The organism is Cupriavidus sp. KK10 (assembly GCF_018223725.1).
In the GTDB taxonomy this organism is placed as follows: domain Bacteria; phylum Pseudomonadota; class Gammaproteobacteria; order Burkholderiales; family Burkholderiaceae; genus Cupriavidus; species Cupriavidus necator.
In genome coordinates this window covers 2073463-2095423 of record NZ_CP073677.1, presented here as the reverse complement: position 1 = coordinate 2095423, position 21961 = coordinate 2073463, and the positions used below count along the sequence as shown (strand labels likewise).

Here is a 21961-nt window from a genome sequence, read left to right as displayed (position 1 = left end):
GTGGAACGACATTTACGCTTGACCGTTGCCTATAGTCAACGGTTTAGAGTGCAACTCCCGTTCCACTCCATCAGCAAGCTATGAGCAAATCTTTCAATTTTGGCGGAAAAACAGCACTCGTCACCGGTGCATCGTCGGGTATCGGGCGCGCGTTTGCCTATGCGTTGGCCGAACGCGGTGCGAGACTCCTGCTGGTCGCACGCTCTCACGACAAGCTGCGCAATCTGGCCGCAGAACTGCGACGCGACTATGCGTGCGACGCCGATTTTCTGACGGTCGACCTGAGCGCGGCCAACGCCGTCGACACGATCGATCTTCATCTGAAGCAGACCGGCACGGTCGTCGATGTGCTAATCAACAATGCGGGCTTCGCAGCTTACGGGCGCTTTGAAACGATTCCGTTGACGTGCCAGCGCGATGAAGTTCTGGTGAACTGCATCGCCGCGATCGAGCTGACTCATCTTCTGCTGCCGGGGATGCAAGCGCGATCCGACGGCGCAGTCATCAACGTCGCGTCAACCGCGGCATTCCAGCCCGATCCGTATATGGCCGTCTACGGCGCGACGAAGGCCTTTCTCCTGTCATTTTCGGAAGCTGTTTGGGCTGAGAACCGGCATCGGGGCATCCGGGTCGTCGCGCTATGTCCTGGCGCGACGCAAACGGCCTTTTTCGACGTTGTTGGCGCGAAGGAGGCTGCTGTCGGCGTGCCGATGCCGGTCGCGAACGTGGTGCAGGATGCCTTGTGGGCGCTCGATCGCAATCTGAGCTATTGGGTTGTGGGGGGGCGAAATCGACTGCTGGCGAACTTGCAGAGACTACTGAGCCGCCAGATGTCGGCTCGGCTCGTTGAAAAAATCCTTCGGCCAAGAGAAGTTCAGGATCTCGCGGCAACAGATCTCAAGGCGTAGGGCTGCGCCGTTTCCAGATGGTAGTCTCGACGTCGCGATCCTCAGATCGTCTTCGGCGGATAGCGAACGGCTGCAACTGGCCGACAAGCGACCTCCGCCGATCACTACTCGAACAGCTGCTGACCCGCGCAACGGATGAGCAGCGCTGGACGGCAAACGGCGTGAGCCAGCTGGTCTCGCGCCGATTGCCTCTTCCGGATGGTCGACGGCAGCCTCAAAGAGGCTGGGCGGCCCACCAGCGATGCAAGCTGCAGATCCGCACGAGATCCGGAGCTTCGAGGCGATTTGCCATCACCGCGCAAAACTGCGATCCGGCACGCATTCCGGCCCGACCGCAGCGACCGGACGCTCAGCCGAGCCCGGTTGCCATCGCCGGGTCCGTCACGCCATGCTGGCCGGTCTCCAGGCGACCTGCGAAGCGCCGTTCGAATCCGCTTTCGGCTTCCGTGACCGTGAAGTCGTACCAGTTGCCGCTCTCCTGCAGCGGCCAGTGGTGCTCCACCTCGGCGCCGGCCGTGATATGGAGTTGCCACGGACCGTCATTACGATAAGCGTTGGGCGTCACCACCAGCGTCAGCGGCTTGCCGCCACCGTTGACTGCGCCCTTGCCGTCGTTGCGCGCCGACAGGTAGACACTGCCCTTGTCCAGGTCGTAGCAGACGCGTACCTCAGGGGCATCGGCCATGGCGTCCGCAGGCAGCTGGCCCTTGAACATGCGCACGAAGCCGTTAGGCCCGTAGACCGCCAGGTCATAGCGCCCGTTGTCCGAGGTGCGCGCATCCCATTCATCGTCCAGCGTCTTGCCGGGCTCGACCGTGTAGCGGCGCGGAATCTGGTCCAGATGGAGCCGGTCGTAGACATGGAAGACCGTGCCCTGCTCCCCCGTATTGCTGAAGATCAGCTTCAGCTTGCCTATGGTGGGCTCGGCCTGCGCACTCGCATGGAGGACATAGGGCAGCGCGCGCGAATACTTGGTGCCAGTCTCCTGGAACAGCGACGCCGGCACGGCCGGTGCCGCCGCCTTGGGTTTCGCCAGCTGCTCGGCGATCACCTGCTGGTAGTTGCTGGTATCCGGCAGCGTCGGAAACACCTGGTCATTCGGCGTCCTGAAATCGAAGACGGAAGTCAGGTCGCCGGCCACTGCGCGGTGCCACGGGCTGATCGCGGGCACCGTGATGCCGAAGCGCTGTTCCAGGAAGCGCCCCATCGAGGTGTGGTCGAACACCTGCGAGTTGATCCAGCCGCCGCGCGTCCACGGCGAGATCACATACATCGGCACGCGCGGGCCGAACCCGTACGGGCGCAGGCGGATGGTCTCGCCGCTGGTGGTGGTGCCGTCGAGCGCCGTATTGCCGGCGGTGTCGAAGTATTCGCCGGTGACGTCGACAGTCGACTTGCCGTGCAGGACACCATTGGCGTCGTAGGACGGCACCGCGGCCGGCGGCATATGGTCGAAGAAGCCGTCATTCTCATCGAAGGTGATGAAGAACACGGTCTTGCTCCAGACCTCCGGATTGGCGGTTAGCGCCGTCAGCACCGTGTTGATGAAGGCCGCGCCTTCGGTTGCGCTCGACGGGCCGCCCGGATGTTCGGACTGCGCCGGCGTCGGCAGGATCCAGCTCACGGCCGGCAGCGTGTCGTCCCGCACATGCGCGGCCAGCTGCTCGATGGTCCAGCTGCTCATGCCGTTGTCGTAGAGCGGATTGCCCGGCTGCGATTCACGAAAGCTCTTGAAGGCGAGCCCGCCATGCAGCAGGCCGCCCCAGTTGGCGTTGGGGTTCTGGTAAATGCGCCAGCTGACGCCCTTTGCCTGCAGCATTTCCGGCAGCGTGGACCACTGGAAGGCGGAACCCTTGTATGTGTAGCCCGGCGTGGGCAGCTTGCCGCCCACGCTGCAGCGCAGGTTGTTGACCTCCGCATCGTCAAGCGTGCAGTTGCGCCCCGCCTCGCGCATCGCGGGGTTGTAGTTGGAGCCCGACATGAAGGTGATGCGGTTCGGGTCGGTGCCACCGGCGTGGCTGCAGTGGTAGGCGTCGCAAAGCGTGAAGGCCTCGGCCAGCGCGTACTGGAACGGAATGTCTTCACGACGGTAGTAGCCCATCGAATGGTCGTTCTTGTACTTGGCCCAGAAGCCGAAACGGCCCTGGTTCCACGCATTCTGCGCATCCATGAAGCTGTGCGGCGTGCCGGAGACGCGCAGCGCGTTGACGGTCGCGCTGTCGAGGTGGAACGGCGTGATCTCGCGCGTGCCGTTCGACTCGTACCACACCGGCTTGCCTGACGGCACCGGCACCGGGAAGCGGTCGCCGAAGCCGCGCACGCCGCGCATGGCGCCGAAGTAATGGTCCAGGGCGCGGTTTTCCTGCATCAGGATCACCACGTGCTGCACGTCCTGGATCGTGCCGGTATTGACCGCAGCGGGAACGGCGAGTGCGCGCGCGATACTGGGCGGCAGCATCGACAGAACCGAAGCAGCGGCCGCGCTTTTGACGGCGCCGGTAAGGAAGGTGCGTCGATCGATTTTGGTCATGATCGGGGAATGGTAGGTGCGGACGATGGGGGGAGGATCGCGGGCGTGTCAGGGTGCGCAGTGCATGCCCTTCTTCGACGCTGCCGCGTCGTCGGCTGCTGCCGCCTGCATGGTTGTCTTGACGGCCTGGGGAGTGATGCTGCTGCTATTCTCGCCGCCACCGCACGCGGTGAGGGCAAGGGACAAGAGCGCCGCGAGCAGCGCGGCACGGCCATACCACAATGGCTTTTTCATGAGGACTCCTAGTGTTCGAGGGTCAGGGGGACGGGGCTGACGCGACTCGAAGACTAGGTTCCCCATGTGACATACAAATGAATATTGCTCAATTCATTTGTTTGCACATTTGAATTATCCTCATTCCTTGGACGTGGAACAGCACCCGCTCCCGCCACTGACGGGAGCAAGGCTGGACGACAACTGCGGCAGGAGAATGTCAGGATGCCGGCGCGGGCCGGCTGGGGCTCAATATCGCTTGAGCGACAGGACGTCGAACGTACGCCGCAGCGTTTCGACGGAGGTGTCGTAGTCGGTAAGCGCGAGGCAGGCGATCAGCACATCGATGATCGCCAGTTGCGCCAGGCGGCTGGTCATCGCCTCGGTCCGGAAGCGGGTCTCGCGCGCCATCGTGAACAGCACGACGTCGGCGAAGGCCTGGATCGGCGACTTGCCGAAATTGGTGATGCAGATGGTGCTGGCACCGCTCTCCCGGGCCAGCCGCGTGGCCGTCACGGTTTCGTGCGTGCTGCCCGAATGCGAGATGGTCAGCGTGGCAACCCTGGGGCCCGCGAGCGATGCGCTGATGGCCTGGATATGCGAATCCACGACCGCCTTCACGTTGAGCCCGATCCGCAGCATGCGGTACTGCGCATCCTCGGCGATCGGCGCCGCGCTGCCAATGCCATAAATCTCGATGCGTTCGGCCGCCCTGAGCAATGCGACCGCGCGCTCGATCGCGGCCACGTCGAGCACGGCGCTGGTGTCATGCAGCGTCTGGACGTTGCTCTGGAAGATCTTGCGCATGACCGCCGGGCAGGTGTCGCCGGGCTCGAGGTCTTCGTGGATGATCTGGACCCCCTGCACCAGTTCCTGCGCCAGCAGGATCTTCAGTTGCTGGAAGCCCGTCGCGCCCAGGCTCTTGCAGAAACCGACCACGCTGCCCTCGCTCGCACTGGTGCGCTCGGCCACTTCGCTGACCGACATATGGATCACGGTCTGCGGATACCGGGTCACGAAATCGGCAATGCGCTGCCCGGCCGGCCCCAGCGAGTCCCGCATGCTGTGAATGCGCGCGAGCATCGCCGACGTGGTGGCCGACGGCGGTGCTGGCTCGGCGGTCTGCGCGGCCTCCGTTCTGGCCGATGACGCCTGCGACGATGATTGCCGGCTCTGCGCTACGCCCGCGCCGCGGCGGCCCTTTACCATGGGCCCCGCCCGCCCACGGACTGACGGTAGGGCGCGAAGCCAGGGTGGCAAAACGGAATCGGCATCAATCGACCTGCAAAAGTGTATGGTGAATTCAGTGTTCCGGATGAAACCGGCAAGGCACGGCACGATGATAACTGTTTGCGTTGACGGTACCGTTTTCCGTTGCCCCTGCCACAGAACTGGTCGCGAGCGCCCGGCTTCCATGCAGAGTGTTGCATCCGGTCCGCTGTCCGTCTCAATGAAAATCCCGGCTCCCCACCATCAACCGCCCCAGCATCGGGCTTAGATCCACCAGTTCCTTGGCCACCAGGTGGCGCACGTCGCCCTGGCGCTGCCAGGTGCCGACCACGCCCAGCAGCGTGGCGCCCAGCACCTCCTTGCGCTGGCGCTCGACCAGGTCGGGCCACAGGATCAGGTTGACGGAGCCGGTCTCGTCCTCGATGGTGGCGAAGATGGTGCCGCTGGCCGTGGATGGGCGCTGGCGCACGGTGACGATGCCGCAGGCGCGCACGCGGCGGCCGTTGGCGCAGCGCGCGAGCTGGCTGGCAGTGGCAAAGCGCATGGCCGCCAGCTTGTGCCGCAGCAACGCCAGCGGGTGCGACTTGAGCGACAGGCCCAGGCTGGCATAGTCCGCCGTCACGTCTTCGCCGAGCCGGGGCGCGGGTAGCGCCAGCGCGGCTTCGGCGGGCGGCGCTTCGTACAGCAGGTCGCGGTGCGCGGCATGCGCGGCGGCGGCGCGGGCCTGCCAGCGGGCTTGGCGGCGGTTGCCGGCCAGCGGTGCCAGAGCGTCGGCGGCGGCCAGCACGTCGATGTCGTGCCGGTCCAGGCCGGCGCGCAGCGCCAGGTCTTCGACGCTGTCGAACGGACGCTGGGCGCGCGCGGCCTCGATGCGCAGCGCGGCCGCTTCACGCATGCCCTTGACGCGGCCCAGGCCCAGGCGCACGCGCGGATGCTGCGGCCTGGTGCGGGCCTGCGCGTCGGCGACATCGGCCTCCACCGGCTCCAGCGTGCTGTCCCAGTGGCTGAGGGTGACATCCACCGGCAGCACCTGCACGCCATTGCGGCTGGCGTCCTGCACCAGTTGCGACGGCGAATAGAACCCCATCGGCTGGCTGTTCAGCAGCGCGCACAGGAAGGCGGCCGGATGATGGCACTTGAGCCAGGCGCTGACATAGACCAGCTTGGCGAAGCTGGCCGCGTGGCTCTCGGGGAAGCCATACTCGCCAAACCCCTCGATCTGCTTGCAGATCGCCAGCGCGAAGGATTCCGGGTAGCCGTTGCCGGTCAGCGCGCGCACCAGCGCGTCCTGGTGCTGGCGCAGGTCGCCGCGCCGCCGCCAGGCCGCCATCGATCGGCGCAGCTGGTCGGCCTGCCCTGGTGAAAAACCGGCCGCGTCGATGGCCAGCTGCATCACCTGCTCCTGGAAGATCGGCACGCCCAGCGTGCGGCCCAATACCTTTTCGATGACCGGGTTGAAGTAAGTGGGCGGCTTGCCGGTGCGGCGGAAGGCCTCGCGCCGCTTCAGGTAGGGATGCACCATGCCGCCCTGGATCGGGCCGGGCCGCACGATGGCGACTTCCACCACCAGGTCGTAGTACTTGCGCGGCTGCAGCCGCGGCAGCATCGATTGCTGCGCGCGCGACTCGATCTGGAACACGCCGATGGTCTCGGCCTTGCAGATCATGTCGTAGGTGTCCGGGTCTTCCTTGGGGATGTCTTCCATGCGCGCCGGCAGCCCCGCTCGCGCCGGGTCCGGGTTGGGGATCATCTGCAGCGCGCGCCGGATCGCCGACAGCATGCCCAGCGCCAGCACATCGACCTTGAGCAGGCCCAGCGACTCCAGGTCGTCCTTGTCCCACTGGATCACGCTGCGGTCGGCCATGGCCGCGTTCTCGATCGGCACCAGCCGCGACAGCTTGTGCCGCGCGATCACGAAACCGCCCACATGCTGCGACAGGTGGCGCGGAAAGCCACGCAGTTGCGCGGTCAGGCTGGCCCACTGCTGCACCGCCGGCGATTCGGGATCGAGCCCATAGCGGGCGATCTTCTCGACAAAGCCGCGGCCGCCGTCCCACCAGGCCTGGCCCTTGACCACCTGCTCCACCACGCTGGCATCGATGCCCAGCGCGCGGCCCACGTCGCGCAGTGCGCTGCGCGAGCGGTAGGTGATCAGCGACGCGGCCAGCGCGGCGCGGTGGCGGCCGTATTTCTTGTAGATGTACTGGATCACCTCTTCGCGCCGCTGGTGCTCGAAGTCCACGTCGATGTCGGGCGGCTCATCGCGCTCGCGCGACAGGAAGCGGCCGAACAGCAGGTTGGCCTGCTCGGGGCTGACCTCGGTTACATACAGGCAGAAGCACACCAGCGAATTGGCGGCCGAGCCGCGCCCCTGGCACAGGATGCCCTCCCCGCGCGCAAAGCGCACGATGTCGTGCACGGTGAGGAAGAAGGGTTCGTAATGCTTTTCCTCGATCAGCTGCAGTTCTTCTTCCAGCTGTGTCTCCCACTCCGGCTTCAGGCCGTTGGGAAAGCGCTCCAGTTTGCCGCGCGCGACCTCCTTGCGCAGGTAGGAGATCGGCGTCTCGCCGGCCGGCACCAGTTCCTCGGGGTATTCATAGCGCAGCATCCCCAGCGAGAAATCGCAGGACTCGGCAATCTTCAGCGTCTGCGCCAGCGTCTCGCGCGGGTACAGGCGCGACAGCACCTGGCGCATGCGCAGGTGCTGCTCGGCATTGGGCGCCAGCGCCATGCCGCATTCGGCCAGCGGCTGGCCCAGCCGGATCGCGGCCAGCACATCGGACAGCGGCTTGCGCGAACGCACATGCATAGTGACCGCGCCGGCCGCCGCCAGCGGCACGCCGGTCTGTGCCGATACTGCTTCCAGACGCGCGCGATGCAGTGCATCGGCATGGCCCTGCAACTGCTCCAGCGCGATCCAGGCGCGTTCGCCGAAGACCGCGCGGCACCACTCGGACTGCTCGCGCAGCAGTTCAGGATCGGCGCAATAGTCGGGCAGCAGCAGCGCCACGCAGCCGGGCATGCCGCGCAGGTGCGCTTCGTCAGCGGCAGGCGCGGCCAGGTCCTCGGGATGCAGCCGGTAGGTGCCCTTCTGCGCGCGCCGCCGGCCCAGCGTGATCAGCTCGCTCAGGTTGCCAAAGCCCTCGCGGTGCTGGGCAATCAGCACCAGCCGCAGCGGTGGGCGCGCCGAACCATCGGCCGGGGTCAGGCTGAAGCGGCTGCCGATCAGCAACGCGAAGGCATCGGCAGCGCGGGCCAGCGCCTGCAGCCGTTGGTGGCGGCTGGCGTGGGCATGGGGATCGTCATCGCCGGCGTCAGGCTCTTCGTCATTGTCCAGCAGCGGCTCATCCACGCCCTCCTCCCCGCGTGCCGCGCTGCGCGCCACCGCATCGTGCAGGCGCTTGCGCAAGGTCTCGATGGCATCGTGCGCGCGCGCGGTGCCGGCCACCGAGCATTCATCGGTCAGCGCCAGCCCGCTGTAGCCCAGGCGGAAGGCGCGCTCGATCAGCTCGCCCGGGTGCGAGGCGCCGGTCAGGAAGGTGAAGTTGGAGATGCAGTGCAGCTCCACGTAATCCGGCAACGCCGGCAGCAAACCCGGCAACGAGGCAGGCAAGGACAGCGCGCTCATGCGAACAACCCATGCAGGAACCAGCGGTACTCGCCGCCATCGTCCTGCGCCGCATGGCCCGGGCGCTCGCGGAAGATCCAGCAGCGCAGGCCGTCGGCGCGCTCGGCGATAAAGTAGTCGCGCGTGGCCAGCGCGCCGTCCCACCAGCCGGCCTCGATGCGCTCAGGGCGGCTCAGCAGCGCCAGCGGGCCGCCGTGGCAGGGCCGGTGGCGCTGCACCGGCAGCGGCAACGGTTGCGGCAGCAGCCACAGCGGGCGCTCCGGCTGCGGGCCCGGCAGGCTGGCGGCCTTGTTGCCGCCGGGCTCGTCGACCGGGCACCAGCGGTTGGCGCGCTCGGGCCGGTGGTCGGCCAGCGGCCGCGGCTGCAGCACGTTGTCGCGGCCCAGCCGCGCCATCAGCGTATCGAGCAGGCGGCCCAGGTCTTCCGGCGTGCCGCCGGGCTCGGGGAACAGCGCATCGCTTTGCGGCACGCATGCGGCCATCGCCTCCACGCGCAGCGCCAGGCCAGTCACCGGGGCGTGGAAATTGAGCTTGTCGAGCTTCTCGCGCAGCAGCCGCGACAGGTGCGCGGGGTCGCGGCTGGGCTGGGCCAGGCCCACCGGCACCTCGGTGCCGTCGGTGTCCACGCCGCGCCGGTAGCGCTCATGCTCCAGCACCAGCACGCAGCGCGTGACGCCGGCCTGCTGCACTGCCAGCCAGCCCGCCAGCGCCAGCAGCAGGCGCTGCGCGCCGGTCAGCACACCCTCAGCGGATTCGATGCGTCCCGGCAGGTCCATGCGCTGCGCAAACGCGGGCGGTGCCACAAACCAGACAAAGCGCGCCGGCGTGTCGCCATAGGCCTGGTCCAGCCGCGCCAGCAGCGCCGGGCCCAGCCGGCGCGTCAGGCCCGCGCGCGGCAGGCGCCGCACCTCGCCCAGCGTGCGGCAGCCGATGCCGTCCAGCCAGGCCGGATCGGCCAGCGTGTGCAGCGCCTCCACCGGCAGGCGGTCCAGCAGCCGGTGCAGGCGCGCCATGCCCACCGCGCGGCGCCCGGGCCGCACCACGCCGCGCCGCGTGCGCCGCAGCGGCTGGCGCGCCAGCCACGCGGCACCGTGCGCGGTCGGACCGGAGCCCACCTGGGCAAAGGTGCCAAGCTGGCGCACGCAGGCGCGCACCGCGCGGCACAGCGCGCGGTGGCCGCCAAACAGGCGCAGGCTGGCGGTGACATCCAGCATCACCGTGGCCGACTCCGGTTCCTCGTCGACGGTCACGCCCGGCGTGAAATGCAGCAGCGCCAGCGCCACCGCCTCCATCAACGAAGCTTCCGCGGCCAGGTCGCGCTCCAGCTGCACGATGTCGGCCGACAGCGCCTGCACGCCGCCGCGGCGCATGCCGTAGCGCACGCCGAGCTGCATCGCCGGGCCGTTGGCCAGCACCACCTGCTCGCGCGCCATCACCGCCACCGGCAGCGCATGGTGCAGCGTGGCGGTGGCGGCAGGCGGGCTCACGGCGGGCGCCAGCTCAGGCCAGTTGGGCTGCAGGGCGTCCAGGGGCAGGCGCGGCAGGTGCACCGCGATCCAGTACGACATCGGAAGAAGATGGAGAAGACGATTCAGACAAGGCAGGTGCTCCTGCCGGGACAGGCCAGGCGGCTGCGCGCGTGGCCGCTGCCATCCCGTCCAGGCGCAGCAGCAGCGGCGTGTCCCGCACCGGCCCGCGCCGCTTGTGGAAGGTGATCGACAGCACATTGCCGGGCAGCGGCGCCAGCAGCAGCCGCAGCACCGCCGGCGACGACTCGCGCAGCGCCGTGGCCGGGCGCAGCGCCCATGCCACCGCGTCGCCGGTCTGCGCCAGCACCTGCAGGCGGCGCAGCGCCTCGGGGCGGGCCGCGGGCAGCCAGACCAGCACGCCGCCAAAGGCCTGGCTGCGCAGCACCTGCTCGGCCGCCCACAGCATGTCGGCCTGTTGCGCGACCTTGCCGGCGCCGGCCGGGGGGCGCATCCAGTAAAGCTGGCGCGCCGGCAGCCCGGCCGCGGCCAGCCCCATCGCATTGGGCAGGTAAGGCGGCGCCACCAGCGCGATGCGGCGCCCCGCCCCGGCCAGCGCGCGCAGCGCCGGCAGCAGCAGGCGCAGCTCGCCCGCGCCACCCTGCGCCGTCAGCAGTTCCGTCAGCCCGCCCGCCGGCCAGCCGCCGCCGGGCAGCTCCGCCGACAGCGCGTCATATCCGGTCGGGCATACCGCTGCACCGCCGGCACGGCCCAGCTGGCCGGCCCGCCACAGCCCGGGATAACGCTGCTCGAGCACCGACAGCGCCTGCTGGCGCGAGGCCGGGGCAGACGGGGCAGGCTCCGGGAGCGCCGGCGCAGGGAAAAGAAGGCCCTCCGCCGCCATGGGCGGGGCTGCGTGCGATTGCGCAGTCATGTGGAGTTGGCGTCGCTCGCCGGGGCGGCGAGGAACTAGTATGTTTACGATAACTGTATATTTATACAGTATCTGGTGCCAGCGCAAGGGGTAGCGGCGAGGGGTGGCCTGGGGGACACCGGGGAAGTGAGACGGGCGGGCGGCGGCCCGTCTTCATGTGCTCCCCAGCCGGTTTCATCCCGGGCGGCGGTCCGCAATAGAAAAAATAATTCTATAGCATTAATTTTCTAAAATATATCTACTATCGAATGATATGTGCCTGGCTATCGGCGCGCCGATGTATCATACTAAGACATGCATACATCAGCGAAATAATGCTATGTCATTAGTTTCCCAGTGCCGCGACATGCGTAAAGCGAGAGGCAAGACCCTGACCGATCTCGGGCGGGTGCTGGGCATGGCAAGCCAGAACCTGTCGGCGATCCTGCTGGGGAAGAAGGACAGCCGCGCATCGACCCTCGAAGCCCTGGCGGCCGCGCTGGATGCGGAATGGGTCCTGGTGCCCAACGAGCGGGCACAGGAAGTCAGGCAAGTCCTCGAAGGCAAAGGCAGCGGGCCCGACCGCAGTGCCCGCAGCGCGGTCGACATCTTCCTGGACCAGGAATGAGCTACGAACTGCATCCGCGCTTTCTTGAGGTCCGGCTGTACGACCAGCTATGCGGCTACCTGTGCGAGGCCAGCGGCAATGTCCGGTTCGTGCCATCCGAAGCCTTCCGGGGCGACACGCGCCGCCCCACGCTGAGCCTGTCGATCAGCGTCCCGACGGAGGCCGGCCGCAAGGCCACCGCCGAGGTGCTGGACAACCCCTTTCATCCTGCCGTCTACAGCACGGGCCATGAACTGCCGCCCTACTTTGCCGGCCTGCTGCCCGAGGGCGAACTGCGCAAGCGGCTCGAGGCAACGCGGAGCAATCCCGATGACAAGGACGATTTCGGCATCCTGGCATCGGCCGGAAATGATCTCCCCGGGGCCGTCGTCATCGTGCCGGCGGACATCGGCGCCTTGCCGGAGTATGCGCGGACGTATGGCGTGACCGGCGGCGCGGACAACCTGGAAATTGCCGTGGTGGAGGGCGCCACGCAGGGCGCGGCCTCGGTGTCCGGCGTGCAGAACAAGCTGGCCCTGTCGACAGTGCTGCAGAACAAGCGCTACACGCTGCCAGCCAAAGGCAGGCTGTCCGACATCATCGCCAAGCTTCCTGCCCGGAACGATGATTCGCAGGTATTCAACGAATCGATCTCGATGCAGCTCGCGGCCGCCGCCGGCGTCCATGTTGCGCCGACGAGAGTGCTGCCAGTCTCGACCATCGAGGTCGAGGGACTGGTTGAATCGTTGGGCGAAAACCTGCACTACCTTGCGGTGGACAGGTTTGACCGCACTCCGGCCGGACGTGTGCACGCCGAAGATGGCTGCCAGATGCTGGGCAGGATGCCAGCGAAGAAGTACGCCGGCATCGAGAGCTACATTCAGCTCGTTGCCACCCTGTATCGCCTGAGTCCGAGCGGGGTCGAGCATGCCCGGCAGTTCTTCCTCCGCCAGGCGGTCAACACGCTGATCGGCAACAGCGATGCGCACCTGAAGAACTTCTCGGTAACCTATCACAACGGGGTCTTGCCAGAACTGTCACCGGCGTATGACATCGTCTGCGTGGCCGCCCTTCCCGGCTTTGCGACCTATGGCCAGAACGTTGCCATCGACAAGCGGCAGCGTGAAGAAACCCTGGCAACGTATGAGACCATCGCGGAAAAGGCCGGCGTCCCGCGGCGCATTGCGACCGCCGCCGTCAGGGAAGCCGTCGCGCTGGCGCATGCCAACTGGCCGCGCATGCTGGACGACCTGGGCGCGCCGCAGGCCATCCGCAATGTCGTTGCCGAGCGACTGCAGACGCTGCCGCTTGCGCGGGCCGGCAGGCCGGCCAGGTGAGGCGCCCGCCAGCCACCCTCACGGCGCCTGCATCGACACCCCATAGCCGGCAAAGATGCGCGCCAGCTCGCCATTGCTGCGCAGCGCGCTCAACGCCTTTTCCAGCGCTTCGGCCAGTTCCCGCTCGTCTGCCTTGACCGCCAAGCCGACGGCCCACCCGCGCTGCGGCAGCAGCGGCGCGCTGGGTTCCGTCGCGGCAAAGCGCGCCCCGGATTGCCCCGCGGCCTTGAGCGCGCTCTCGTATTGGGCGCGCGTCACCATCGCCGCCACGATCTCGCCGGAAAACAGCGCGCGCAATGCCGCGTCGGCTTCGGGGTAGATCCTGACCTTGTCGCGCAAGGCGCCGCCCGCGCCGGACAGCAGCGCATTGGCCCCGGCCGAACCGGCTGCGGCGCCAGTCGGCTGCCCGGCCAGGTCTTCCAGGCCGCGCACCGCCGGCACGCGCTCGCGGTCCTGCACCAGCACGAAGGTCTCGCGGTAATACGGCGCGAAGATCAGCGCCTTGTCGTTCTCGCGCATGAAGGCGCGGTCGACCGGCACGTGCAGCATCACGTCGGCTGGCCCGTAGCCAAGGTAATGGCCGCGCCAGACCATGGCACGCAAGTCGTCAGCCATGTTTTCATCCGCATCGAACGGCATCAGCGCCACCGACAGGCCCAGCTCCTTGCCCAGTGCCCTGGCCAGGGCCACATCGATGCCCGCGACCTGGCTGCCCGCGATCGCGGAGAACGGCGGCAAGCCTTTGTAGACCGCCACCTTGAGGGTGCCGGCCTGGCGGATCCTGGCCAGGTCGGCCTGGGCCGGTTGCGCGCAGACGAGCGCGGCGGCAGCCAGCAAGGCGCCGCACAGCCAGCGCACGGCGCCGGCCGGCGCCGCCGGCATGGGGGACACGGAAAGCCTAGGGCCGCGGACAGGGCTGGCAGGCATGGGATGGCTCCTGGAAGATGCGTTGACCCGGCACTGCGGGCCGGGGCTGGACAACGGGAAGGGCTGCCGGCGCAGCCGCCCCTCACTCGCGGCGCGACTCCAGGTAGGTCTTGATGGCCCACACCGCCTCCTGGCTCAGCACGCCGTCGAACGGCGGCATGTACACGCGGCCGTCGCGCGTGCGGCCCTTGCGCACGGTGGTGGTGTAGAACTGCGAGATCTCGCTCATGCACGCCTCTTTCTTCTTTGCATCCGCCAGTGAGACGCAGTCGCCGTCAAGCTTGCGCAGGTCCGGCGCGATGCCCCCTGACACCGCTTCCAGGCCATGGCAGCGCGCGCAGTTCTGGTTATAGGCCGAGGTGCCGATGCGCAGCGCCTCCTTGTGCGCATCGCCGCTGCGGTAGGGATTGTCCGGGCGCCATTCGTCGCCCAGTTGTGGTAACGCTTTGGTATCGACGGCCTGGGGCGTTACGTCGCCATGGGCCAGCACAGAGCCGGCCGGGACAGCGGTCAGGGACGCGCAAAGCGCGAGCAAGGCAAGCAGGCGGCGCTGCGTTTTCATGGATGTCTCCTACAGTGGATGGGTCTTGGTGGTTTGCCCCATTTCCGCAAGAGCCATACCAGCCAGCCGGACCCGGCCCGGAGGCGCCTGCAGGCAGGCTTCGCCGCGCCGCCATCGCTCTGTGCAACGCAGCATCGCGGCACGGGTGTCCCGGATTGCCACACCCTGGCAAGTGTTTTGCTTCATGACGCAACACTGTCGACCATGCGCCTGGCGAAGGCGCCGACAGCGACCCGCGCAAAGATCGCGGGCGGACTTTCCACAGGAGACAGAGAAATGACCTTCCAGCCGGAACCGGCCCGCCCCGCGGCGGGCGCCCCGGGTGACACGAGGCAGCCCGAGCGCGACGAACTGATTGCCCAGGCCCACCAGCGTTCCGAGTCCTATGGCCTGCGTCCCTATGAATCGCCCGACTTCTGCCCGGTGCTGCAGAGCGAGCTGAAAACGCGGATCGAGCGTAGCCAGTCACTGTTCGCCTATGCGCTGCCGGTGATGGAAACGCTCTACGACCAGATCGTGAATACGCAGAGCATGGTCATCCTGGCCGACGCCGATGGCCTGATCCTGCACTCGATGGGCGATGACGACTTTCTGGCCCGGGCCAACCAGGTCGCGCTGCGCCCGGGCGCGGAGTGGTCGGAAGCGCGCCGCGGCACCAACGCCATCGGCACGGCCCTGGCCGAGAACCGGGCCACGCTGGTACACGGCGCCGACCACTTCCTGGAGGCCAACCAGTTCCTGACCTGCTCGTGCATGACCATCCTCGACCCTTATGGCAAGACCGTGGGGGCGCTGGATGTGACCGGCGACCAGCGCGGTTTCCACAAGCACACCATGGCGCTGGTGCGGATGTCGGCGCAGATGATCGAGAACCAGCTGTTCGGCAACGCCTTCCGCGACATGGTGTGCATCCGCTTCCATTCGCGCGCGGAGTTCCTGGGCACGCTGGTGGAGGGCATTGTCTCCTTCACGCCCGGCGGGCGTTTCCTGTCAGCCAACCGCAGCGGGCAGTTCCAGCTTGGCCTGTCCAATGGCGCCCTGCATGCGCACACCTTTTCCTCGCTGTTCGGGCTGTCGATGTCGCAGCTGTTCGACGCGGTGCGCGCGGCCCATGCGGGCATCGTCCAGCTGCACCTGCCCAGCGGCGTCAAGGTCAGCGCCCGGGTCGAATGGAAGTCACCCGCCGCATCGCTGCCAGGCAACACCGATGCCGGCCACGCAGCCCCGCCCGGCACGGCCGCCGCACCGCGCAGCCTGGCCGCAGGCCCGGCCCGCTCGCCCGGGCTGGACGACCTGGACACGGGCGACGCGCAGATCCGCGCGGTCATCGGCAAGCTGCGCAAGGTCATCGGCAAGGATATTCCGGTGATGGTGCTGGGCGAGACCGGCACCGGCAAGGAACTGATGGCGCGCGCCATCCACGCCGACAGCCCGCGCCATGCCGGGCCGTTCATTGCCGTGAACTGCGCCTCCATCCCGGAAAACCTGATCGAGTCCGAGCTGTTCGGCTATGAAGAAGGCGCCTTCACCGGCGCCCGCAAGAAGGGCGGCATCGGCAAGATGCTGCTGGCCAACGGCGGCACGCTGTTCCTGGACGAGATCGGCGACATGCCGCTGCATCTGCAAGGACGGCTGCTGCGCGCGCTGCAGGAACGCGCGGTGTCGCCGCTGGGCAGCAGCAAGGTCATCCATGTCGACGTCTCGGTGGTGTGCGCCACCAACCGCAACCTGCGTGATCTGGTCGCCAACGGCCAGTTCCGCGAAGACCTCTACTACCGCCTCAACGGGCTGGTGGTGCGGCTGCCGGCCCTGCGCGAGCGCGGCGACCTCGACGCGGTGGCCGCCAGGCTGCTGCGCCAGGAGCAGGCGGGTGTGCAACCCGGCGAGCCGCCCCGCATCCGCGAGTCGGTGATGGAGATGTTCCGCCGCTACCACTGGCCGGGCAATATCCGCCAGCTGTGCAACCTGCTGCGCACCGCGCGGCTGATGGCTGAAGGCGAAGCCGAGATCACCGAAGACCACCTGCCCGACGACTTCCTCGATGACCTGCGCGAGCGCCAGGGGCATGCGGCGGTGCCCGCGGCCCATATGCTGCCGGGCGCGCAGCCCACGCGGCTGGCCGATGTCGAGGCCATGGCCATTGTCGCCACGGTCAAGGCGCACAACGGGAATATCTCTGCGGCGGCCAAGGCGCTGGGGATCTCGCGCAATACGGTCTACCGGAAAATGGAAGAGGCCCGCGGGCTGCCCCACCAGGCCGGCTGATCCCGGCCACGCACCAGGGCAGCCGCGCGCTCAGGCCAGCGGTTCGCCCTGCATCCACTGGTCTTCCAGCTCGCGCCAGGCGCGCTGCACGTTCAGCGGGTGGCGCGACTGGAAATGGCGCCAATGCCGGAACGGTTGCGCCGCCACGGCGTCGCTGGCGCGTGAGGCATCGCTGCCCGCGGCCAGCGCGGCGCCGATTCCGTCCGCCAGCGCATCCAGGTAGGCCAGCGTCGGCGCCAGCGTCTGGGCGGGCGTGCCCGGCGCGGTGCCCACCACCGTGCGCGCCGGCAGCTCCTGCAGCCGCCGCAGCGCACGGCGCCACCCCTGCAGGGAGGCCTCCTGCATCTCCGGCACGCGCTCGCGGTAAGCCAGGCCGCCCGCACACAGCAGCTGCAGCCGCGGCGCGTAGAGCACCGTATCCGAGGCACTGTGCGCGTTCGCGTAAACCTGCACCTGCCAGGCGGTAGCGCCGGTGTGCAGCCAGCCATCGGGCTGCAGCGCGGGCTCCGGCAGCACGATCGCGGCGCCGCGCATGGCACCGTTCCCGAGCAGCGTGGCCATGCGGGCCAGGCAGGCCGCGCAGCGTTGCCGCATCAGCGCAGCCGTGGCGGCGGAGGCCAGGAACACGGGCCGGGGCCGCAGCCGTGCGAACGCGGCATTGGCCAGCACGTTCTCCGGGTGGGCGTGCGTATTGACCACCCAACGCACGGGCTGCGACGTCAGCGCCCGGATGGCGCCGAGCAGCGCACCGCCCCACGTCGCCTGCGGCCCGGGGTCCACCACCAGCACGCCCGCACCGCTCAGATGGACCAGGGTCGGCACCACTTCGGCGGCGTTGGCGCGCGTCACTTCGGCATTGCCGGCGCGGGCCACGTACACGCCTGGCTGCAGCCGCTCCAGCGTGACCCGCGTGCCGGCAGCGGCCGCCGGGCGCCAGCCGTTCATGGCCAGCGCAAGCGTGGCGCCAAGAAAGCCGCGCCGCGTCGTGGGCATCACCGCTGCCAGCCAGCGGCGCGGATCGCGGCCACCAGCGCGTCGCGCATGAGCCCGGCCGCCAGGTGTCCGCCGTCCACCCAGGCCAGCCTTGCGCCCGGCATGGCGGCCTGCAGGCGCAGCGCGTTGGCAGGACGGCAGACCTTGTCGGCGCGGCCATGCAGCAGCGTCACCGGCAGGCCATGCGCGCCGATGACCCGCGCCGCCCTGAGCAAGGCCGGCTTGCCCAGTCCGGCCCGGTTGCGCAGGTAGTGCGCCTGGATGCGGTATTTGTTCACCGCGGCCATGCGCTCACGCCGCGGCTGCCGGCGCGTAGGCGACGCAGGGGAAAGACCCAGCAACGCCTGTTCGCTCGCCTGCCACGCCGCGGCAGTGTCCCGTTTTTGAACAGGCGTACCACTTTGCAACAGCCGTGACACAGTGAGCAGCCGCGCGCGCGCATCGGGCAAGCGCTCGCCCCGTGCCTTGACGCAATGCAGCATGCGGCTGCCCCCATGGCGCGGCGAAAACAGCGCGAGCACATCGTCGCGGCCAGTCAGGAAGGTGCCGCGCAGGACCACCGCCGCCACGGCGTGCGGGCATTGCGCCGCGTACGCCAGGGCAAGTGCCGCCCCCCATGATCCGCCCACCACGCCCCAGCGCTCGATGCCCAGCGCGCGGCGCAGCTGCTCCAGGTCGGCCAGCAGCGCGCCCACGGTATTGCGGCGCAGGCAGCCAGCCGGCCTGGAGCGGCCGGCGCCGCGCTGATCCGGCATCACCACGCGGTGCCGCCGCGGGTCGAACCATTGCGCCATGGCGGCAGAGCAGCCGCTGCCCGGCCCGCCATGCAGCACCAGCCACGGCTCGCCGTCCGCGGTGCCGGCCAGCCGCACATGCACGCGCTGGGCGTCGGGCGTACGCAGGTAGAAGGTGGTGGCCGTGCTGGAAAAGCCGGCGGATATCGTGGATGCGTCGGGCATGGATGTTGCCTTGAGGGAATGCGGCAGTCGGGCGGCAGCCAGGCGCCGCGGCAAGACGATATTCACTAACCATGCCACCCAAGGAGAGAGACATGCGCTGGACCACCCCCGCCTACACCGAGCTGCGGCTTGGCTTTGAAATCACGATGTACATCGCCAACCGCTGAACGTGCCGCGGCGCCTGCGACCGGCGGTGCGCCGACAGGCAAGCCGCGGACCGCAAGCACAACCAACGCAGGCAGGCGCCAGGGCTGGCGCCTGCTCCGTGAAGCCATGACCCAACACCAAGCGCTCACGCCATGACAAGCATCCGGGTACTGGGGTCGGCCGCCGGCGGCGGCTTTCCGCAGTGGAACTGCAACTGCCACAACTGCGACGGCGTGCGCCGCGGCACGTTGCGCGCCACGCCGCGCACGCAATCCTCGATCGCGCTGACGGGCGACGGGCCTGATGCCATCCTGGTCAATGCCTCGCCCGATATCCTGCAGCAGCTGCGCCAGGCGCCCGCGCTGCAGCCCGCGCGCGCGCCGCGCGACACCGCCATCGCCGCGGTCGTGCTGATGGATGCGCAGATCGACCACATCACCGGCCTGCTGATGCTGCGCGAACACCGCCAGGCGCTGCCGGTCTATGCCACGGCCGCCGTCCTCGACGACCTGGGCGCGGCCTTCCCGCTGACGCGCATCCTGTCGCACTACTGCGGCCTGCAGACGCACGCCCTGCCCTGCGACGGCACCGCGTTTTCAGTCCCGCCGCTGGACGGCATGACACTGACGGCGATACCGCTGGAGAGCAAGGCCCCGCCCTACTCGCCCAACCGCCACGCGCCGCGCGCGGGCGACAACATCGGCCTGCGCATCGAAGACCGCCGCAGCGGCCGTCGCGCCTTCTACGCGCCCGGCCTGGGCCGCATCGACGACCACGTCTTTGCGGAGCTGCACAGCGCCGACATCGTGCTGATCGACGGCACCTTCTGGCGCGACGACGAGATGCAGGCGCCGGGCTTCTCCGGCAAGAGCGCCGCCGACATGGGCCACCTGGCCCTGTCCGGACCCGGCGGCATGATCGAGGTCCTGGGGCGGCTGCCCGCCAGCCGCAAGATCCTTATCCATATCAACAATACCAACCCGGTGCTGGTGGAAGACTCGCCCGAGCGCGCAGAGCTGGCGCGGCACGGCATTGAGGTGGCGTACGACGGCATGGAAATCGCACTATGACATCTGCCATTCCCTCCAACTCCCTCATCGCCTGGACCGAGGCCGAGTTCGAGGCCCGCCTGCGCGCCATGGAAAGCGGCTACCACATCCACCATCCCTTCAACCAGCGCATGGCGGCGGGCCAGTGTTCGCCAGCGCAGATCCGCGCATGGGTGGCCAACCGCTTCTACTACCAGGACAACATCCCGCTGAAGGACGCCGCCATCCTGTCCAACTGCCCCGAGCGCGACACCCGCCGCGAGTGGGTGGTGCGCATCCTTGACCACGACGGCACCGACACCCAACCCGGCGGCATCGAGGCCTGGCTGCGCCTGGGCCAGGCGGTGGGCCTGGAGCGCGAAGCGCTGCTGAGCCACCGGCACGTGCTGCCCGGGGTGCGCTTTGCCGTCGATGCCTACGTCAACTTTGCGCGCCGCGCGCCGTGGCAGGAAGCCGTGTGCTCGTCGCTGACGGAGATGTTCGCGCCCGCAATCCACAAGGAACGCCTGGCCGGCTGGCCCACGCATTACCCGTGGATCGAGGCCGCCGGGCTGGACTACTTCCGCTCTCGCATTCCGCTCGCGCAGCGCGACGTGGACCATGGCCTGCGCGTGACGCTGGGCCACTTCCGCAGCGCGGCGCAACAGCAGCGCGCCCTCGACATCCTGCAGTTCAAGCTCGACGTGCTCTGGTCGATGCTCGACGCCATCCAGCAAGCCAACCCATGACAGCCAGCACGCAAGACCTCGCCAGACCGACCCTGCACCGGACCTTTCGCCTGCAATGGGAAGCGTCCCAGCAAAGCTGGGTGCTGCTGTACCCGGAAGGCATGGTCACCCTCAACGACAGCGCCGCCGCGATCCTGCAGCGCTGCGACGGCAGCCACACGCTGGACATGCTGATCGACGACCTGCAGGCCGCGTTTGGCGTGCAGGGCATCGCCCCGGAGGTACATGCCTTTGTCAAACATGCCATCGAACGCGGCTGGCTGGTCTGAGGTCCCGCCCGGCCCGCCGCTGTGGCTGCTGGCCGAGCTGACCTACCGCTGCCCGCTGCATTGCGCCTTCTGCTCCAACCCGGTGGACTATGCCCGGCATACGGCCGAGCTGAGCACCGCGCAATGGTGCGATGTGTTCAGCCAGGCGCGGGCGCTGGGCGCGGTGCAGCTCGGGCTGTCCGGCGGCGAGCCGCTGCTGCGCAAGGACCTGGAGATACTGGTCAGGCATGCGCATGGCCTGGGCTTCTACACCAACCTCATCACCTCCGGCGTGGGCCTGACCGACGCCCGCCTTGCCGCCCTGCGCGAAGCCGGCCTGGACCATATCCAGCTGTCGTTCCAGGACTCCACCCGCGAGCTCAACGACTTCCTGTCCAGCACCCGCACGTTTGACCTGAAGCAGCGCGTGGCGCGCATGATCAAGGCGCACGGCTACCCGATGGTGATGAACTGCGTGCTGCACCGGCATAACCTGCCGCATGTCGGCACCATCATCGAGATGGCCCTGCAGATGGGCGCCGAATACCTGGAACTGGCCAACACGCAGTACTACGGCTGGGCCTGGGAGAACCGGCTGGCGCTGCTGCCCACCTATGAGCAGCTGCGCGAGGCCGAGGCCGTGGTCCGGCAGTACCGCGCGCGCATCGGCAGGCAATGCCAGATCCTGTTCGTCGTGCCTGACTACTTCGAGGCTCGGCCCAAGAAGTGCATGAACGGCTGGGGTACCACCTTCCTTGGCGTGGCGCCCGACGGCACCGCGCTGCCCTGCCACGCGGCGCGCATGCTGCCCGGCCTGGCGCTGCCCAATGTCACCACGCAGGGGCTGCGCGAGATCTGGACCGAAAGCGATGCTTTCCGCCGTTTCCGCGGCACGCAGTGGATGCAGGAACCCTGCCGTTCGTGCGACCAGCGCGAGCAGGACTACGGCGGCTGCCGCTGCCAGGCGTTCCTTGTCACCGGCGACGCCGCCGCGACAGACCCGGTGTGCGAGCGCTCCGGCGCGCACGACAAGGTCAGCGAGATCGTGCTGCAGGGCCGGCTGGCCGTGGCGCAGGCGCGCGAACAAGCGATGGTATTTCGCAGCGATGGCAACTCGCTGCGGCTGAGCAGCGGCCAGCGGTAAGAAAGAAAAGACCCCGGCATGGCAGGCGCCAGCCGGGGTACCTTGCCGGCGAGCCTGTCAGATTTCTTGTGTGTTGAGGTCATGAGACGATATCGAAAGAAACGCCC

At 68.4% G+C, this 21961-nt stretch carries 19 protein-coding genes; 9 read left to right on the top strand and 10 right to left on the bottom strand.

What is annotated here, in order from left to right; translation table 11 throughout:
* Window positions 1-80: 80 nt before the first annotated feature.
* Window positions 81-908, top strand: a complete 828-nt coding sequence (locus KB879_RS10115; protein WP_211981181.1) for an SDR family oxidoreductase — start codon at window positions 81-83, stop codon at window positions 906-908.
* Window positions 909-1257: 349 nt separating this feature from the next.
* Here the strand turns inward: KB879_RS10115 and KB879_RS10110 are convergent, their stop codons facing one another.
* The 6 genes from KB879_RS10110 to imuA all read right to left on the bottom strand — a co-directional run bounded on the left by KB879_RS10110 (window position 1258) and on the right by imuA (window position 10909).
* Window positions 1258-3438, bottom strand: coding sequence for a phosphocholine-specific phospholipase C (locus KB879_RS10110; RefSeq protein WP_211981180.1), 2181 nt, complete (start codon window positions 3436-3438; stop codon window positions 1258-1260).
* Window positions 3439-3486: 48 nt separating this feature from the next.
* Window positions 3487-3672, bottom strand: coding sequence for a hypothetical protein (locus tag KB879_RS10105; RefSeq protein ID WP_211981179.1), 186 nt, complete (start codon window positions 3670-3672; stop codon window positions 3487-3489).
* A gap of 228 nt (window positions 3673-3900) precedes the next feature.
* Entirely contained in the window at window positions 3901-4860 is a 960-nt protein-coding gene (locus KB879_RS10100) for a MurR/RpiR family transcriptional regulator (protein WP_249221275.1), read from the bottom strand.
* Between the two features lie 238 nt (window positions 4861-5098).
* Window positions 5099-8509 carry an error-prone DNA polymerase gene (locus KB879_RS10095; RefSeq protein WP_211981178.1) on the bottom strand — a complete coding sequence of 1137 codons (3411 nt, stop codon included), beginning with the start codon at window positions 8507-8509 and terminating at the stop codon, window positions 5099-5101.
* Window positions 8506-10077 carry a DNA polymerase Y family protein gene (locus tag KB879_RS10090; RefSeq protein ID WP_013952698.1) on the bottom strand — a complete coding sequence of 524 codons (1572 nt, stop codon included), beginning with the start codon at window positions 10075-10077 and terminating at the stop codon, window positions 8506-8508. Before KB879_RS10090 ends, KB879_RS10095 begins: the two co-directional genes overlap by 4 nt.
* The gene (gene imuA / locus KB879_RS10085) at window positions 10010-10909 is read right to left on the bottom strand and encodes a translesion DNA synthesis-associated protein ImuA (protein WP_249221274.1); all 900 of its coding nucleotides are present in this window, start codon (window positions 10907-10909) and stop codon (window positions 10010-10012) included. Before imuA ends, KB879_RS10090 begins: the two co-directional genes overlap by 68 nt.
* Before the next feature lie 346 nt (window positions 10910-11255).
* On the opposite strand from imuA, the gene KB879_RS10080 reads away from it, so the two are divergent.
* Both KB879_RS10080 and KB879_RS10075 read left to right on the top strand, forming a co-directional pair.
* On the top strand, window positions 11256-11516 hold the full coding sequence (locus tag KB879_RS10080; protein WP_013952696.1) for a helix-turn-helix domain-containing protein: 261 nt from the start codon (window positions 11256-11258) through the stop codon (window positions 11514-11516).
* Window positions 11513-12832 carry a type II toxin-antitoxin system HipA family toxin gene (locus KB879_RS10075; RefSeq protein ID WP_211981176.1) on the top strand — a complete coding sequence of 440 codons (1320 nt, stop codon included), beginning with the start codon at window positions 11513-11515 and terminating at the stop codon, window positions 12830-12832. The genes KB879_RS10080 and KB879_RS10075 overlap by 4 nt, the downstream gene beginning before the upstream one ends.
* Before the next feature lie 18 nt (window positions 12833-12850).
* Here KB879_RS10075 and KB879_RS10070 read toward each other — a convergent pair whose 3' ends face one another.
* Complete coding sequence (locus KB879_RS10070) at window positions 12851-13759, bottom strand: ABC transporter substrate-binding protein (RefSeq protein WP_013952694.1); 909 nt, start codon at window positions 13757-13759, stop codon at window positions 12851-12853.
* 82 nt (window positions 13760-13841) lie between these two features.
* Window positions 13842-14321: a cytochrome c-550 PedF gene (pedF, locus tag KB879_RS10065; protein WP_013952693.1), complete on the bottom strand. Its 480-nt coding sequence runs from the start codon at window positions 14319-14321 to the stop codon at window positions 13842-13844.
* A gap of 276 nt (window positions 14322-14597) precedes the next feature.
* Here pedF and KB879_RS10060 point away from each other — a divergent pair, with 276 nt between their 5' ends.
* Window positions 14598-16586, top strand: coding sequence for a sigma-54-dependent Fis family transcriptional regulator (locus tag KB879_RS10060; protein WP_211981174.1), 1989 nt, complete (start codon window positions 14598-14600; stop codon window positions 16584-16586).
* Window positions 16587-16616: 30 nt separating this feature from the next.
* Here KB879_RS10060 and KB879_RS10055 read toward each other — a convergent pair whose 3' ends face one another.
* On the bottom strand, window positions 16617-17579 hold the full coding sequence (locus KB879_RS10055; protein WP_211981171.1) for an MBL fold metallo-hydrolase: 963 nt from the start codon (window positions 17577-17579) through the stop codon (window positions 16617-16619).
* Window positions 17579-18538, bottom strand: a complete 960-nt coding sequence (locus KB879_RS10050; RefSeq protein ID WP_211981169.1) for an alpha/beta fold hydrolase — start codon at window positions 18536-18538, stop codon at window positions 17579-17581. Before KB879_RS10050 ends, KB879_RS10055 begins: the two co-directional genes overlap by 1 nt.
* Before the next feature lie 92 nt (window positions 18539-18630).
* Here KB879_RS10050 and pqqA point away from each other — a divergent pair, with 92 nt between their 5' ends.
* The 5 genes from pqqA (at window position 18631) to pqqE (ending at window position 21854) form a co-directional block, all read left to right on the top strand.
* Entirely contained in the window at window positions 18631-18705 is a 75-nt protein-coding gene (pqqA, locus tag KB879_RS10045) for a pyrroloquinoline quinone precursor peptide PqqA (protein ID WP_010809778.1), read from the top strand.
* Between the two features lie 132 nt (window positions 18706-18837).
* Window positions 18838-19755, top strand: a complete 918-nt coding sequence (gene pqqB, locus KB879_RS10040; protein WP_013952689.1) for a pyrroloquinoline quinone biosynthesis protein PqqB — start codon at window positions 18838-18840, stop codon at window positions 19753-19755.
* The gene (gene pqqC / locus KB879_RS10035) at window positions 19752-20462 is read left to right on the top strand and encodes a pyrroloquinoline-quinone synthase PqqC (protein WP_013952688.1); all 711 of its coding nucleotides are present in this window, start codon (window positions 19752-19754) and stop codon (window positions 20460-20462) included. Before pqqB ends, pqqC begins: the two co-directional genes overlap by 4 nt.
* On the top strand, window positions 20459-20731 hold the full coding sequence (pqqD, locus tag KB879_RS10030) for a pyrroloquinoline quinone biosynthesis peptide chaperone PqqD (RefSeq protein ID WP_010809775.1): 273 nt from the start codon (window positions 20459-20461) through the stop codon (window positions 20729-20731). Before pqqC ends, pqqD begins: the two co-directional genes overlap by 4 nt.
* Window positions 20703-21854, top strand: a complete 1152-nt coding sequence (gene pqqE, locus KB879_RS10025) for a pyrroloquinoline quinone biosynthesis protein PqqE (protein WP_211982163.1) — start codon at window positions 20703-20705, stop codon at window positions 21852-21854. Before pqqD ends, pqqE begins: the two co-directional genes overlap by 29 nt.
* The last annotated feature ends 107 nt before the right edge of the window (window positions 21855-21961 follow it).